Origin of the sequence: Devosia sp. A16, from assembly GCF_001402915.1 — a bacterium.
In the GTDB taxonomy this organism is placed as follows: domain Bacteria; phylum Pseudomonadota; class Alphaproteobacteria; order Rhizobiales; family Devosiaceae; genus Devosia_A.
The window spans coordinates 2660184-2673855 of the sequence record NZ_CP012945.1 but is presented as its reverse complement, the minus strand read 5'-3'; the positions used below and the strand labels follow the sequence as shown (position 1 = coordinate 2673855).

Genomic DNA, 13672 nt, shown 5'->3' with positions numbered 1-13672 from the left:
TCTTGTAAAATGCCAGCATGAGTGTGGCAGAGCGTACCGTATCGGCATCCGACTACCTGCGCGGCATCCTGGCGCGCGAGGCGGTTGCGCGTGAGACGATCGCCGATCTGGCGCGCCCCGACAGCAAGATCGCGGCGCTGTGCCATGCCTGGGGCAGCCGCGACATCGTCGACGTAACGCCCGGCGGCAGCTTCGAGAAGGCGATGGCCAATCGCAGCGGCATCAGCATCGACTGCGTGGTGTGGATCCACGCCCGGTCGGCGCGCCGCATCGGGGACATCTACGAGTCGATGTTCACGACGTTTCAGCGGCTGGGCCTCGCGCCGACCCGCCGGGATGTGACCTTGGCGCTCAACCTCGGACATCTGGTGGTCGACCTGCTGCCGGCCAAACGGCTATCGATGATCTCCGACATCCACGAGATCTACTCGGCCCGCCGCGGCCTCGCCATCACCACGAACCTCCATCAGCACGTGCTCGACAGCCATGAGGCCGGCTGGCAGGAGGAAGTGCGGGTGCTCAAGCTCTGGCGCGACCAGAACCGGCTGGATTTTCCATCCTACTATCTCGAGCTCGCCACCCGGGCGGCCCTGCGCCGCCGCCCGGCCGGGGCGCTGGCCGACAATGTCTGGGCGGCGCTGGGGTTTTTTGAGCGGCTGCTGGTCCCGCGCGCCATGCTCGATCCGGCAAACGCCGCCAATATCGTCTCGGACGAACTGACCGCGGCGCAGAAGCGCTCGGTTGCACTCGCCGCCGGCGCGGCGCGCAGCGGGCGGCCGTGGTCGGAGATCGTGCGGTAGGGTGCATACTGATAGAGACGGCCCCCTCCCATCCTCCCCCACAAGGGGGGAGGTGCCCCATCGGTGCGTCGGGCACGATAGGAGACAGAGCCTCGACTCTTCACCTCCCCCTTCATGGGGGAGGCCGGGAGGGGGCCGTCACTATCGGTGGGCCCCCAGCAATCTCCCCTTAAGTCACAACACGCTATGATGCCCCCTCAGCTCCCGGGAGGGATCCGTGTTCGACCACAAGGAAACCTTGTTCCACGTCGCCAGCCAGCTGACCCGCCGGCTGGCCAACCATCTGCGCGAGGCGCTCGAGCCGTTCGGGCTGCACCCGGCGCAGTTCACCGCGCTCAGCGAAATCGCCGAGCGCGAAGGGTTGACGCAGGCCGAACTGGTGGCCCGCCTCGATCTCGAACAACCCGGTGTCGCCCGTACGCTCAGTGGCCTTGAAGCAGATGGCTGGATCGAGAAGGCCTCGATCGGCAAGGGGCGGGCGCAGGGGCTGTATCTCAGCAGCAAGGCCAAGAGCGTGCTGCCCGAGGCGGCGAGCGCCGCCGCCCGCGCCGACCGCAAGGCGCTGGCGAGCCTGTCCAAGACCGAGGCGGCGCACCTGATCGACGGCCTCAGCGAGCTGGCTGCCGCCAACCGCGGCTAACGTTCCGCCGCCACCTGGGCCGCCGACGGCGCCGTGTCGGCGAACGGCTTGGGCAGCAGCACGAAGACGGCGAGCGCCGTCAGCCAGATGGCGCCGCGCAACTGCGCCTTGCTGATGGAGAACTGCCGGCGGTTTGCCGGCCTCGGCGCAAACAGATCACGCATCGAACGCCTCCCGGATCGTCGCGCCTCGGCGGGCGCTTGTCCCGATCACTGCAGAGCGATATTACGCCGCGATGACAGCGGCGCTGACTCCCCTTGCGTCAGCACCGCTTTCCCCCTATACACCCGCCTTCTCGACGGGCCGCCCGGCCAAAAGGCATGCCGTGGCGATCCCGAATGCGGGCTCATCTGAGCCGCCTCTAACCAGGACAGCAAAATGCCAAAGATGAAGACTAAATCGGGCGCCAAGAAGCGCTTCAAGATGACCGCGACCGGCCGCGTCAAGGCTGGCGTCGCGGGCAAGCGGCACCGTCTCCTTAGCCACGACGCCGACTACATTCGCTCGCATCGGGGGACCAAGATCCTCAAGAAGGGCGATGAAAGCCTGGTCAAGTGGTACATGCCGTATAACCGTTAAGGAGCGCCGATAGATGTCACGCGTTAAAAGAGGCGTTACCGCCCACGCCCGTCACAAGAAAGTTCTCAAGGCCGCCTCCGGTTTTTACGGTCGCCGCAAGAACACCATCCGCACCGCCAAGGCCGCCGTCGACAAGGCCGGCCAGTACGCGTACCGCGATCGCCGGGTCAAGAAGCGCAACTTCCGCGCGCTCTGGATCCAGCGCATCAACGCCGCGGTGCGCGACCACGGCCTGACCTACGGTCGATTTATCGACGGCCTCAGCAAGGCCGAGATTGCCGTCGACCGCAAGGTGCTCTCCGATCTCGCGATCACCGAGCCCGCAGCGTTCGCCGTGCTGGTTGCCCAGGCCAAGAAGGCCCTGGGGTATCTCGAGAACCTCGAGACCACCACGCACCAGCGCGTTTCCGCGTAAGCGCCGGTAAGACCACCCTCGCCTTTTCTGAGGCCCTAAGCTAAGCCTTGCGCCGCCCCGAAACCGGGGATGGCGCGGGGCTTTTTCATTTGGCCCTGAAACACAATTCTCGGAACTCTCAAATGTCTCTCGACGCTCAGATCGCCACCCTCCGCGCCGACATCGGCGCCGCCGTCGCGGCCGCGGCCGACGAAGGCGCCATCGAAGCCGTGCGCGTCGCAGCGCTCGGCAAGAAGGGCTCGGTCTCCGCCCTCCTCGCCACCCTCGGCGGCATCGCACCGGAGGAACGCAAATCGGCCGGTGCCGCCATCAACGGGCTGAAAACCGAAGTGACGGCGCTGATCGAGGCCCGCGCGGCGGAACTGGGCAAGGCCGCGCTCGATGCCCGCCTGGCGTCCGAGCGGGTCGACGTCACCCTGCCGGTTCGCCCCTCGCCCACCGCCGAGGGCCGCATCCATCCGGTCAGCCAGGTGATCGACGAGATCACCGCGATCTTCTCCGACATGGGATTCTCGATCGCCGAAGGGCCCGATATCGAAACCGACTGGTACAACTTCACCGCGCTCAACTTCCCCGAGGGGCACCCGGCGCGCGAGATGCACGACACCTTCTTCATGGCGCCGTCGCCGGATGGGGTGAAGCGGGTACTGCGCACCCACACCTCGCCGGTGCAGATCCGCACCATGCTGAAGAGCAACGAGAAGCCCGCCGCGCCCTACCTCACGCCGGCGATCGATCCGCCGATCCGCGTGGTGATGCCCGGCCGCACCTATCGGCACGACTCCGACCAGACGCACACGCCGATGTTCCACCAGGTCGAGGGCCTCGTCATCGACAAATCCAGCCATATCGGCCAGTTGCGCTGGGTGCTGGAGGAGTTCCTCAAGGCCTTCTTCGAGGTCGACAACGTGACGCTCCGCTTCCGGCCGAGCTTCTTCCCGTTCACCGAGCCGTCGATGGAAGTCGATGTGCAGTGCGACCGCTCGGGTGCCGAGGTGAAGATCGGCGAAGGCAGCGATTGGCTGGAGATCCTGGGCTGCGGGATGGTGCATCCCAACGTCCTGCGCAATTGCGGGCTCGATCCCGATGTCTACCAGGGCTTTGCCTGGGGCATGGGCATCGATCGCATCGCCATGCTCAAATACGGCATGAATGACCTCCGCGCCTTCTTCGACGCCGACAAGCGCTGGCTCGATCACTATGGCTTCCGGCCGCTGGACCTGCCGACGCTGTTCGGGGGGCTCAGCAGCTGATGCTGGCGGCGCACAAAAGGCCCCCTCACCCGCCGCTGCGCGGCGACCTCTCCCCCAGAGGGAGAGGTGAAGCTGTGGCACGATCGCGCCACGCGGACACCTCTCCCTGGGGGGAGAGGTCGGCCCCCCGGGTCGCTTTGCGCCCGAGGGCAGGCTCCGCCCGGGTGAGGGGGCCTTTCTTGCCCAGCCGGTGTCGCCGATGAGCCTGCAGCCACCCATCGCGCCGGGGCAGTCCGAGCTCTGCACCTTCGTCGTCACCGACATCGAGTCCGACGGGCACAATCCGCTCGAAAGCTCGATGCTGAGCTTTGCCTCGGTGGCGGTCGATATCTCGGGCAAGGTGCTCGATGAGTTCGAGGCAGTGCTGACACCACGCATCGACAGGACGCCCGATCCCAACACCATGGCGTGGTGGCAGACGCAGCCCGAAGCGTGGACGCATGCCACGCACAACCCGGAGGATCCGGCATCGGTGATGCCGCGCTATGCCGACTGGGTGGAGAGCCTGCCCGGCTTCCGCGTCTTCGCGGCGGCGCCGATGATCTTCGACGGGTTGTGGATGGACCACTACCTGTCGGTGTTCGCCGGCACCCGCGTGCTGGGCGGGCCGTACAAGAGCCGGCAGATTTTCCGCGGCGGCGGCATCTGCCTCTACACCATGGCCGGCACCCTGCGCGGCGCCGAGTACACCAAGTGGGGCATGCAGCGTGTACCGCCGGCCTGGTACGGCCATATCGAACACACCCACCGCGCCATCGACGATGCGCGCGGCTTTGCCAATGTCCTCGCCAAACTCTTCGAGATCAGTGGGCAGCTGCCCAGGATCGAAGCGACCGAAAGCATCTACAAATGAAGTTCACTCTCGACTGGCTGAAAGAACATCTCGACACCACCGCCTCGGCCGAAGAGATCGGCAAGGCGCTGACCATGGTCGGGCTCGAGGTCGAGGAGATCGTCGACACCGCCGAAAAGCTGCGCCCGTTCGTGGTGGCGCACGTGGTGGAAGCCAAGTCCCATCCCAACTCTGATCATCTCAACCTCTGCAAGGTCGATGCGGGTAGCGGCACGCTGATCGACGTGGTGTGCGGCGCGCCCAATGCCCGGACCGGGATGAAGTCGGTGTTCGCTTTCCCCGACACCTATATCCCGGGCAAGGATTTCACCCTGAAGGCCGGGGTGGTGATCCGCGGCGCGCCGTCGAACGGCATGCTCTGTTCTGCCGCCGAACTCGAGCTGTCGAACGACCATGACGGCATCATCGAGCTCCCCGCCGACGCGCCGGTCGGCATGGCCTATGTCGATTACGCCAAGCTCGGCAGCACGCTGATCGATATCTCGATCACCCCCAACCGCGGCGACGCTACCGGCGTCTACGGGGTGGCGCGCGACCTCGCGGCGTTCGGCATCGGCAAGCTGAAGCCGACCGACATGTCGCCGGTGCCCTCCAGGGGCCCGAGCCCGATCCCGCCGCTGCCGCACCAGTTCGCGGCCGGCGAGCCCAAGGCGATCCGCAAGTTTGCCGGGCGCTACTTCAAGGGCATCAAGAACGGCCCGTCGCCCGATTGGCTGAAGCAGCGGCTGCGCGCCGTAGGGCTGAGGCCGATCAATAAAGTGGTCGATATCACCAACCTGGTGTCGCTCGGCTGGGGCCGGCCGCTGCACGCCTATGACGCCGACAAGATCGTCGGCCAGGCCGTGCTGCGCAATGCCAGGCCGGGCGAAGAATTCGACGCGCTCGACAACAAGGTCTATGCGCTCGACGAGACCATGACGGTGATCGCCGACGAGCTGGGCCCGCTCTGCCTCGGCGGCGTGATGGGCGGCATCCGCTCGGGCACGACCGAAGAAACGGTGAACGTGCTGATGGAATGCGCCAGCTGGGACCCTGACCTCATCGCCCAGACCGGCCGCAAGACCGGCATCGTCTCGGACGCCCGCTATCGGCTGGAGCGTTCGGTCGATCCGGCGCTCACCGAGCCCGGCCTCGAGCTCGCCACCCGGCTGATGCTGGAGCTGGTGGGCGGCGAAGCCATGCAGCCGGTGATCTCCGGGGAGGACGTGTTCCCCAACACCGTTATCGAGTTCCCGCTCAGCGAAGTCGAGCGCCTGACCGGCCTCGAGACTTCGGCCAGCGAAATCGAAGCGATCCTCAGCCGGCTCGGCTTCAGGCTCGAGGGGACCGGCCTCACTCGCAAGGTGCATGTGCCATCGTGGCGCCCTGACGTCACAATGAAGGCCGACCTCGCCGAGGAAGTGATGCGCATGGTGGGAGTCGACAACGTGCCGGTGGACCCGCTGCCGCGGCTCAACCACGTGGCGCCGCGCATGCTGACGACATTGCAGAACCGCCGCCGCCTTGCCCGCCGCACGCTGGCGGCGCGCGGGCTCGACGAGGCGGTGACCTGGTCGTTCATTCCCGAAGCCGAGGCCCGACGTTTCGGCGGCGGCGCGCCTGAGCTGAAGCTCGCCAACCCGATCGCCTCGGAACTCACCGACATGCGGCCGTCGCTGTTGCCGGGGCTGCTCGGCGCCGCTAGCCGCAACACCAATCGTGGCGTCAGCGAACTGAAGCTGTTCGAGGTCGGCCAGGTGTTCCACTCGGTGCAGCCCGAGGGGCAGCGCACTTATGCGTCGGGCATCCGGCTCGGCGCGGTGCGCCACTGGCAGGCGGGCGCCGGCAAGGTTTCGGTGTTCGACGCCAAGGCCGATATCGCGGCGCTGCTCGACGCCATGGGCCATGACATCGACAAGCTGCAGCTGGTCGCCGAACCCGCTGCGTGGAGCCATCCGGGCCGCGGCGGGCGTATCCAGCTCGGCCCCAAGCTCACCATCGGCTGGTTCGGCGAAGTTCACCCCAGCGAGCTGGAGGCGTTCGACCTTACCGGTCCGATCGCGGCATTCGAGCTCGACCTCGACGCCATTCCGGAACCGCGCAAGAAGCCGACCCGTTCGAAGCCGGCGCTGAAACTCAGCGACCTGATGCCGCTGAGCCGGGATTTCGCCTTCCTCGTCGACCGCTCGGTGCCGGCGGCAACGATCCTGCGCGCCGCCAAGAACGCCGACAAAACGCTGATCACGGAAGTGTCGGTGTTCGACGTGTTCGAGGGCAAGGGCATCGCCGAAGACAAGAAGTCGGTCGGCATCGCGGTGACGCTGCAGCCGAGCGACAAGACACTGACCGACGAGGACATCGAGAAGGTCGCGGCGAGTGTCGTCGCGGCAGTGAGCAAGGCGACGGGCGGCGTGCTCCGAACCTGAGGCGGGCAATGACGGCTGACGGCAAAGGCGAGACGATCGGCAAGGCGGCGCCCGAGGGCGCTGAGCTGCCGCTGCCGGTCGCGGAGTTGCCGCTGGCGCCGCTCAGCCCGGCCGCCGCCAGCGAGGCGCTGCTGCGGCGCGCCATGCTGGTGGTGGCGATCGGGCTCAGCTGTATCCTGGGCTATCTCACCACCTACGCGCTGCTGGTGATTTCGCTGGCGGTGTTCGCCTTCTTCGCGGTGCGGCGCGCGACGGTGAAGATCGGTTTCGACCTGCCCGCCAAGCTGTTCCTCGGCGCCTTCACGCTGCTGTTCGTCAGCGCCGTGGTGACGATGCGGCAGCCATCGGACCTGCTGCTGACGCTCAACTTTTCGGCCATGCTGCTCTATGCACCACTGGCGCTGCTGTTCCGGCGCGCCGCGGCGCCGGTGAACAGCCGCAAGCTCGCCGATTTCGCGCTGTTCGGCAGCGCCGCGGGCCTGCTGATGGCGCTCTATTTCAACTATGTCGAGGGCATGCAGCGGGCCGGGCTCGGCTCGCCCATCACCGATCCGATCCGGCTCTCCAACACCGCGCTGCTATTGGGCTTTTTCGCCATGATCGGGGCAGCCGCGGCGACGGGCCGACAGCGCTTCATCTATCTGCTCGGACCGCTGATGGCGCTGGCGGTGATCTTCGCATCCGGCTCACGCGCCGCGCTGGTGGCCTTCCCGGTGCTGCTGTTCGTCGCGGCGCTGCTGCTGGTGCGGCACAAGCTGCTGGCGGCAGCGGTCAGCGTCGCGGTGCTCGCGGCCTTCGCCCTCGTTGCCTATGTCGCCGATCTCGCCGGCGCCCGCTCGTCGTCGATGTTCGATATTCTCAGCCGGCTGGCCGGCGGCGATAACCCGGCGGACCTGGGCACCACCATCCGCTTCATCCTCTACCGCGCGGGAGCGCAGGCCTTCACCGATGCGCCGCTGTTCGGGCATGGCTGGGGGCAGTTGATGACGGCAATCATCCCCTACCTGGCGGTCTACGAACTGGTGCACGCGCAGCTGCCGCATCTGCATAACGACGCGCTGAACTTCGCCGTCGCGTCCGGCCTGTTCGGCCTCGTCGTCTACCTGTTGCTGCTGGTGCTGCCGATCGTCAGCTGCATCTTCAGCCCGCGCGACAGCCAGTACCGCACCCGGCTCTATGGCTGCAGCCTGTTGTCGGTCAGCTACCTGGTGCTGGGGCTGCCCGACACCATGCTGAGCTTTCCGCTGCACAACACGCTCTATGTGGTGCTGACGGCGGTGCTGCTGAACTATTGCCGGGATGAGCGGGCTTAGGGCGGCGAAAGACCGATAGAGACGGCCCCCTCCCATCCTCCCCCATAAAGGGGGAGGTGCCGCATCGAGTATTTGGCGCGATCGAAGACCGAACCTCGACTCTTCACCTCCCCCTTTATGGGGGAGGCCGGGAGGGGGCCGTCTCTGTCAGTACGCCACCTAGCGCCCGGGCCGGCTGTCGATCAGGCCGCCTTTGGCCGCCACGTCGATGGCGGCGATTTCCTCATCGGACAGCTCGAGATTGTCGAGCACGCCGAGGCAATCCTTGAGCTGCTCGAGGGTGCGAATGCCGATCAGCGCCGAGGTGACTTCTTTCCTGCGCAGCACCCAGGCGAGCGCCAGCTGCACCATGGTCTGCCTGCGGGCCTTGGCAATGGCGCCGAGCTTGTCCACCGCTTCGAGGATGCGCGGCTCCAGCCGGTTGGCCGAGAGCGAGTAGTTCTCCGAGGCGCGGGTGCCGCTCAGGTCGCCCTTGAGGCTGTTGTACTTGCCCGACAGGATCCCCTGCTGCAGCGGCGAGAAGGCGATGATGCCGACGCCCAGCTCGTCGCAGGCAGCCATGGTGCCGTCTTCTTCGATCCAGCGGTTGAGGATCGAGTAGTTCGGCTGGTGGATCAGGCAGGGCACGCCCATGTCCTTCAAAATCCGCACCGCCTCGCGGGTCTGCTGTTCCGGGTACATCGAGATGCCGACATAGAGCGCCTTGCCCTGCCGGTGCAGCTGGGCCAGCGCCCCCATCGTCTCTTCGAGCGGGGTCTCGGGATCGTAGCGGTGCGAATAGAAGATATCGACATAGTCGAGCCCCATGCGCTTGAGGCTCTGGTCGGCGGAAGCAATGATGTATTTGCGCGAGCCGCGATCGCCGTAGGGGCCCTCCCACATGGTCCAGCCGGCCTTGGACGAGATGATCATCTCGTCGCGATAGGGGCGGAAATCTCGCGCCATCACGTCGCCGAACAGCTCTTCGGCGGCGCCCGGCGGGGGGCCATAATTGTTGGCGAGGTCGAAATGGGTGACGCCCTTGTCGAAGGCGTAGCTCAGCATCTCGAAGGCGCTGGGATAGTCGCGCGTGCCGCCGAAATTCTGCCACAGCCCCAGGCTGATCACCGGCAGCTTCAACCCGGAACGTCCGGTATAGCGATACTGCATGCCGCTGCCATAGCGAGCGTCGTTGGCCCGATAGGTCATCTCATCCTCCCAATCCTGTCCGATTTGCCCGTTGCCATCGGCGGATGCTACACCCGCCCGCAATGATCGAGCCTCAAGAAACCGCCGCCAATCTGTCCGAACGCCTGAACCGTTTCAAGGTGCTGGCGCTCTACAAGTTTGCGGATTTCAAAGATTGCGCGGCGCTGCAGCCGGAGCTGGCGCTGTTCTGCTGCGCCCGCGGTATTCGCGGCACCTTCATCCTGGCGCCTGAAGGGATCAACGGCACGGTCGCCGGCGCGCCCGGCGCGATCGACGAGCTGATGGCGTGGTTCGAGACCGCACCGCTCTGGGCCGGCCGGCTGGCTGGCGCCGAGGCGAAGTTCTCGACGGCGACCGAGATGCCGTTCCTCAGGATGAAGGTGCGGCTGAAACCAGAGATCGTCACCTTGCGCGCGCCGGAGGCCGACCCGAGCAGGCTCAGCGGCACCTATGTCGAGGCGCGGGACTGGAACAAGCTGATCAGCCGCAACGACGTGACGCTGATCGATACCCGCAACGACTACGAAGTGAAGCTCGGCACGTTCAGCAATGCCCGCGATCCCGGGACGCAGAGCTTTACCGAGTTCAAGGATTACGTGGCGAAACTCGACCCGGCGCAGCACCCCAAGGTCGCGATGTTCTGCACCGGCGGCATCCGCTGCGAGAAGGCCTCGGCCTATATGCTGCAGCAGGGGTTCAAGGAGGTGTTCCATTTGAGGGGCGGCATCCTCAAATATCTCGAAACGGTGCCAGAGAGCGACAGCCGCTTCAACGGCGAGTGCTTCGTGTTCGATGAGCGGGTCTCGGTGGTGCATGGCCTCCGCGAAGGCGAGGCGGTGCTCTGCCGGGCCTGCCGCAACCCGATGCTGCCGGACGAAGCGGTGGGTTCGCTCTGCGCCAGTTGCGCCGAGGCGGCGCCCGCCGGGGCCAGCGAGCGCGAGCGGCAGATGGAACTGGCGCGGGCGCGCGGCGAAGCGCATCTGGGCGATGACGCTGCGGCGGCCGCGGCGCGCAACAAGGCAGCGAGACTGGCGCGGCGGGAGGCATCACGGAAGGCCCCCTCACCCGGACCGCTACGCGGTCCGACCTCTCCCCCCAGGGAGAGGTGACGCAGGCTGTGAGATTGTGCCCCCTTCACCTCTCCGTTGGGGGAGAGGTCGGCGCGCAGCGCCGGGTGAGGAGGCCTTTAGGCGCGACCCACATTGGTCAGCATTACTGACATATTTCGGTTGACATTCGCCGGGCGTCGTTATCAGCATGTCCAATGCAACGGCCTCATCCGGGGCCTTGTGGTGCAATTCGATAAGTGTCGCCTATCATGGACCTCGACCAGATCAGAACCTTCGACCGGATCGCGCAGGATCTGAGCTTCACCAAAGCGGCAGCGAGGCTCAACGTCACGCAGGCGACGGTGTCGATGCGGATGCGGGCGCTCGAGGATCTCTTGGGCGTGCCGTTGTTCCATCGCGGTCGCAACATCGCGCTCACCGACCAGGGCATGACCTTCCTGCCCTATGCGCGCCGCATCCTGCAGGCGGCGCAGGAGGCCAAGGAGGCACTGCGCCGGGTGGAGCGCGGCCGGGTCTCGATCGGCTCGCTGCGCAGCCTCGTGTCGCCGCTGGTGACCGAGTCGCTGCTGCGCTTCCAGCAGAAATACCCCTCCGTCGACGTGGTGATCCACGAGGGGCGGCAGAGCCAGATCGCCGCCATGCTGCGCGAGCGCGACATCGAGCTGGGGATCCTGTGCTGGCCCAACCTCGATCCGCTGGTCACCGATCTCGTGCCGCTATTGGTGTTGCGCGAGCGGGTGCCGATGGTGACGACGCCGCAGATCGCGGCGGAACTCGGCCTCGAGCCGAGGATCGAGGACGTGCTCAGGCGCGTGCCGCGGCTGATTTCGATCAACTGGTGGCAGGTCTACCCCGACGCCGCGCTGGCGCTGTTCCGCCGCGCCGCAGTGTCCGTGGAACTCCCCACCGGGCCGGCCCGCCGCATCGCCATCCGCGGCGAAGGCATCGGCTTCTTCGTCCACTCGGCGGTGGCAGACGATATCGCCGCCGGGCGGCTGACCGAGATCACCCCGGTCGATGTCGACCCGGTGCACCGCGACATCGCCATGGTGGTGCGCAACGCCGCCGTGCTCGACCGCGAGATGCTCAGGGATTTTGCCACCGAGATTGCCGAGGAGTGCCGGAAGAACGGCACCATCCTTGAAACCACGCTGCTGCCGCCGACCGCGGCGAACGCGGCGTAGACGAAGTGGTGGATATTCACCGTGGAGTAGCCATGTGCCCGCCACCCCTCACCCGGTGATCGCTGGGCTTTCCGCGTTCATCCGAGGGCACGTCAGCTGAACCCCGCCTCGCGTACTGCCTCGATATAGCTGCGGCTGACCGGCAGGCGGCGGCCGTCGGCGAGTTCGAGCATCGGCTTGCCCTCAGTCCGGACGAGGCGCCGGATGGCGCTCAGCGCCACCCAGTGCGAGCGATGGATCTGCAGGCCCGGCACGCCGGTGGTTTCGCCGATGGCATCGCCGAGCCGGATCAGCACCAGGCCCCTGCCGCGTTCGGTGACCACTTCGACATAGTGGTCGGCGACCGAGAGCGAGACCAGCCTGCCGCGCTGCGGCGGCGGCAACCGCTCGACGATCGGCGGCGGCCCCGGCGGGGCCGGGGCCGGTGATGGTTGAGCGGCGGCCTGACCGAGCGACGTATCGACGATCTCCAGCATCGCCATGACGCAAAGCCCGATCAGCGTGCATTGCAGGTAGAGCATGGGCAGATCGGTCGGCAGCCGGCCCAGCGCCACGAGGTCGACGGCAGATACGGCGACGGTTACCGGCAGGCCGGCGATGGCTCCGAACACCAGTATCCGGGACCAGCTGGATCGCAGCCGCCGGCCGATGCCGAAGCTGCGTGAGAGCATCCGCGCCACGGCGTAGGCGAGGCCATAGGAGCTGACGACGATCGCCGCCCAATAGGCGAGGCGCTGCACCAGGCTCATCGTCTCGAGGGTGCCGAACGGGCCGACCAGGCCGAGCAGCAAGGCAATCACCAGCATCGCCGCGAGCACGCGCCGGTCGGTCAGATGCGCCCGTATTTCACGAAGCGCGAAATGCAGCGGCTGGCGTTCCACGAATTTCCCGGGCGTTCGGCGCAGTCGAGATTTCGACCTAGAGCTAAGCGGATGATCTCGGGCTGGCAAGTCACGGCAGCCCGCCGCGACACACCCTTTCTCGAGGTTCCCATGTCCCCTCTCGATATCATCACCCACACGCCGTTCTGGGTCTGGCCGGTTCTGGCGCTGCTCATCGTCATCGGGCTGAAGCGCACCCAGGATCGTACCGTCAGCGCCCCGCGACTGGTGCTGATGCCGCTGATCATCCTCGGCCTTGCCGGCTGGAACCTCGCCGGGCTCGGCGGGTCGCTGGCGGCGATGGCCGGGCTTGGCCTCGGCATCGTCGCAGGGACCGGCGCCGGCCTCGCGCTCGAAAGCCGCGCCGGCGCGACGCAGGTTCGACGCGGCCTCGTCCACCTCAGGGGCGACTGGGTGTCGTTCTTCGTGCTGCTGGCGATCTTTGCCACCCGCTATGTCACCACGGTCGTCTCGATCGCCGCGCCGACGATCGCCGCGGGCGACGTCTTCCACTTCGTCACCGCGCTGCTCTCGGGGTTCTTCGCTTTCCTCACCCTCAGCCGCACCGGAGTTCGCCTGCGCATCGCCTATGCGTGAGAGATCGACCTGCGGCGAACGCGGCGCACGTGCGCGCACAACCCGAGTGCCGCCCCACCCCACCCAGCTCCGCTAGCCCGCTGACGCGGCCAGCTGCGCTACCCTCCCCATCAAGGGGAGGGAGACGATGGAACCGAAGCTTCGCAGTCGGGACTCACGCCCCTTTGTGGCAGGGCTATCGCATATGGCCTTACGCCCTAGCCTCTCCGTGCTCCTCCACCGTGAAACGGGGGAGGGGGACCGCCGAAGGCGGTGGAGGGGGTGGCGGGAAACGCCGGTATTTGGGACCGCCCCCTCCACCAGCTTCGCTGGTCCCCCCGGGGTGAGGCCTCCGGCCTCATCCCCTCCCCCGCTGCGCGGTGGAGGACCACTGAGAGCCCGGTGCCTGTTCATATGCGATAGCCCTGCCCCTTGTGGGGAGGGATCAAGGGTGGTGGGCCAGGAGCACCGGCGACTAACCTGACGTTGCCCCCGTCGTCCGGCTCGGCTTTAAT

14 protein-coding genes are annotated in these 13672 nt (G+C 66.8%); 11 read left to right on the top strand and 3 right to left on the bottom strand.

The genetic code is table 11. The annotated features are described in order from the left end of the window. Positions 1 to 17 precede the first annotated feature (17 nt). Positions 18 to 800, top strand: coding sequence for a hypothetical protein (locus tag APS40_RS13020; protein WP_055047459.1), 783 nt, complete (start codon positions 18 to 20; stop codon positions 798 to 800). A gap of 217 nt (positions 801 to 1017) precedes the next feature. Next, positions 1018 to 1440 carry a MarR family winged helix-turn-helix transcriptional regulator gene (locus APS40_RS13015; protein WP_055047458.1) on the top strand — a complete coding sequence of 141 codons (423 nt, stop codon included), beginning with the start codon at positions 1018 to 1020 and terminating at the stop codon, positions 1438 to 1440. Here the strand turns inward: APS40_RS13015 and APS40_RS24905 are convergent. Beyond that, the gene (locus tag APS40_RS24905; protein WP_156342932.1) at positions 1437 to 1604 is read right to left on the bottom strand and encodes a hypothetical protein; all 168 of its coding nucleotides are present in this window, start codon (positions 1602 to 1604) and stop codon (positions 1437 to 1439) included. The genes APS40_RS13015 and APS40_RS24905 overlap by 4 nt on opposite strands. 214 nt (positions 1605 to 1818) lie before the next feature. Between APS40_RS24905 and rpmI the strand changes: the two genes are divergently transcribed. From rpmI to APS40_RS12985, 6 genes are all read left to right on the top strand, one after another. Continuing rightward, the gene (gene rpmI, locus APS40_RS13010) at positions 1819 to 2019 is read left to right on the top strand and encodes a 50S ribosomal protein L35 (protein ID WP_055047457.1); all 201 of its coding nucleotides are present in this window, start codon (positions 1819 to 1821) and stop codon (positions 2017 to 2019) included. Between the two features lie 13 nt (positions 2020 to 2032). Beyond that, positions 2033 to 2434 carry a 50S ribosomal protein L20 gene (gene rplT / locus APS40_RS13005; protein ID WP_055047456.1) on the top strand — a complete coding sequence of 134 codons (402 nt, stop codon included), beginning with the start codon at positions 2033 to 2035 and terminating at the stop codon, positions 2432 to 2434. A gap of 122 nt (positions 2435 to 2556) precedes the next feature. Then, positions 2557 to 3687 (top strand): phenylalanine--tRNA ligase subunit alpha, encoded by a 1131-nt coding sequence (gene pheS / locus APS40_RS13000; RefSeq protein ID WP_055047455.1) that lies wholly within the window; start codon positions 2557 to 2559, stop codon positions 3685 to 3687. Between the two features lie 199 nt (positions 3688 to 3886). After that, a complete protein-coding gene (locus APS40_RS12995; RefSeq protein WP_055047454.1) occupies positions 3887 to 4540 on the top strand; it encodes a 3'-5' exoribonuclease in 654 nt (217 codons plus the stop codon). Further along, positions 4537 to 6945, top strand: a complete 2409-nt coding sequence (gene pheT / locus APS40_RS12990; protein ID WP_055047453.1) for a phenylalanine--tRNA ligase subunit beta — start codon at positions 4537 to 4539, stop codon at positions 6943 to 6945. The genes APS40_RS12995 and pheT overlap by 4 nt, the downstream gene beginning before the upstream one ends. Positions 6946 to 6953: 8 nt before the next feature. Further along, positions 6954 to 8258 carry an O-antigen ligase family protein gene (locus APS40_RS12985; protein ID WP_055047452.1) on the top strand — a complete coding sequence of 435 codons (1305 nt, stop codon included), beginning with the start codon at positions 6954 to 6956 and terminating at the stop codon, positions 8256 to 8258. A 159-nt stretch (positions 8259 to 8417) separates the two neighbouring features. Here APS40_RS12985 and APS40_RS12980 read toward each other — a convergent pair whose 3' ends face one another. Further along, positions 8418 to 9446 (bottom strand): aldo/keto reductase, encoded by a 1029-nt coding sequence (locus APS40_RS12980; protein ID WP_055047451.1) that lies wholly within the window; start codon positions 9444 to 9446, stop codon positions 8418 to 8420. A gap of 62 nt (positions 9447 to 9508) precedes the next feature. On the opposite strand from APS40_RS12980, the gene trhO reads away from it, so the two are divergent. Then, the gene (trhO, locus tag APS40_RS12975; RefSeq protein WP_055047450.1) at positions 9509 to 10555 is read left to right on the top strand and encodes an oxygen-dependent tRNA uridine(34) hydroxylase TrhO; all 1047 of its coding nucleotides are present in this window, start codon (positions 9509 to 9511) and stop codon (positions 10553 to 10555) included. Between the two features lie 197 nt (positions 10556 to 10752). Further along, positions 10753 to 11700 (top strand): LysR family transcriptional regulator, encoded by a 948-nt coding sequence (locus APS40_RS12970; RefSeq protein WP_236884100.1) that lies wholly within the window; start codon positions 10753 to 10755, stop codon positions 11698 to 11700. Positions 11701 to 11792: 92 nt separating this feature from the next. Here APS40_RS12970 and APS40_RS12965 read toward each other — a convergent pair whose 3' ends face one another. Continuing rightward, complete coding sequence (locus tag APS40_RS12965) at positions 11793 to 12581, bottom strand: LytTR family DNA-binding domain-containing protein (protein ID WP_055047448.1); 789 nt, start codon at positions 12579 to 12581, stop codon at positions 11793 to 11795. A gap of 111 nt (positions 12582 to 12692) precedes the next feature. On the opposite strand from APS40_RS12965, the gene APS40_RS12960 reads away from it, so the two are divergent. Then, positions 12693 to 13178: a DUF6622 family protein gene (locus APS40_RS12960; protein ID WP_156342931.1), complete on the top strand. Its 486-nt coding sequence runs from the start codon at positions 12693 to 12695 to the stop codon at positions 13176 to 13178. The last annotated feature ends 494 nt before the right edge of the window (positions 13179 to 13672 follow it).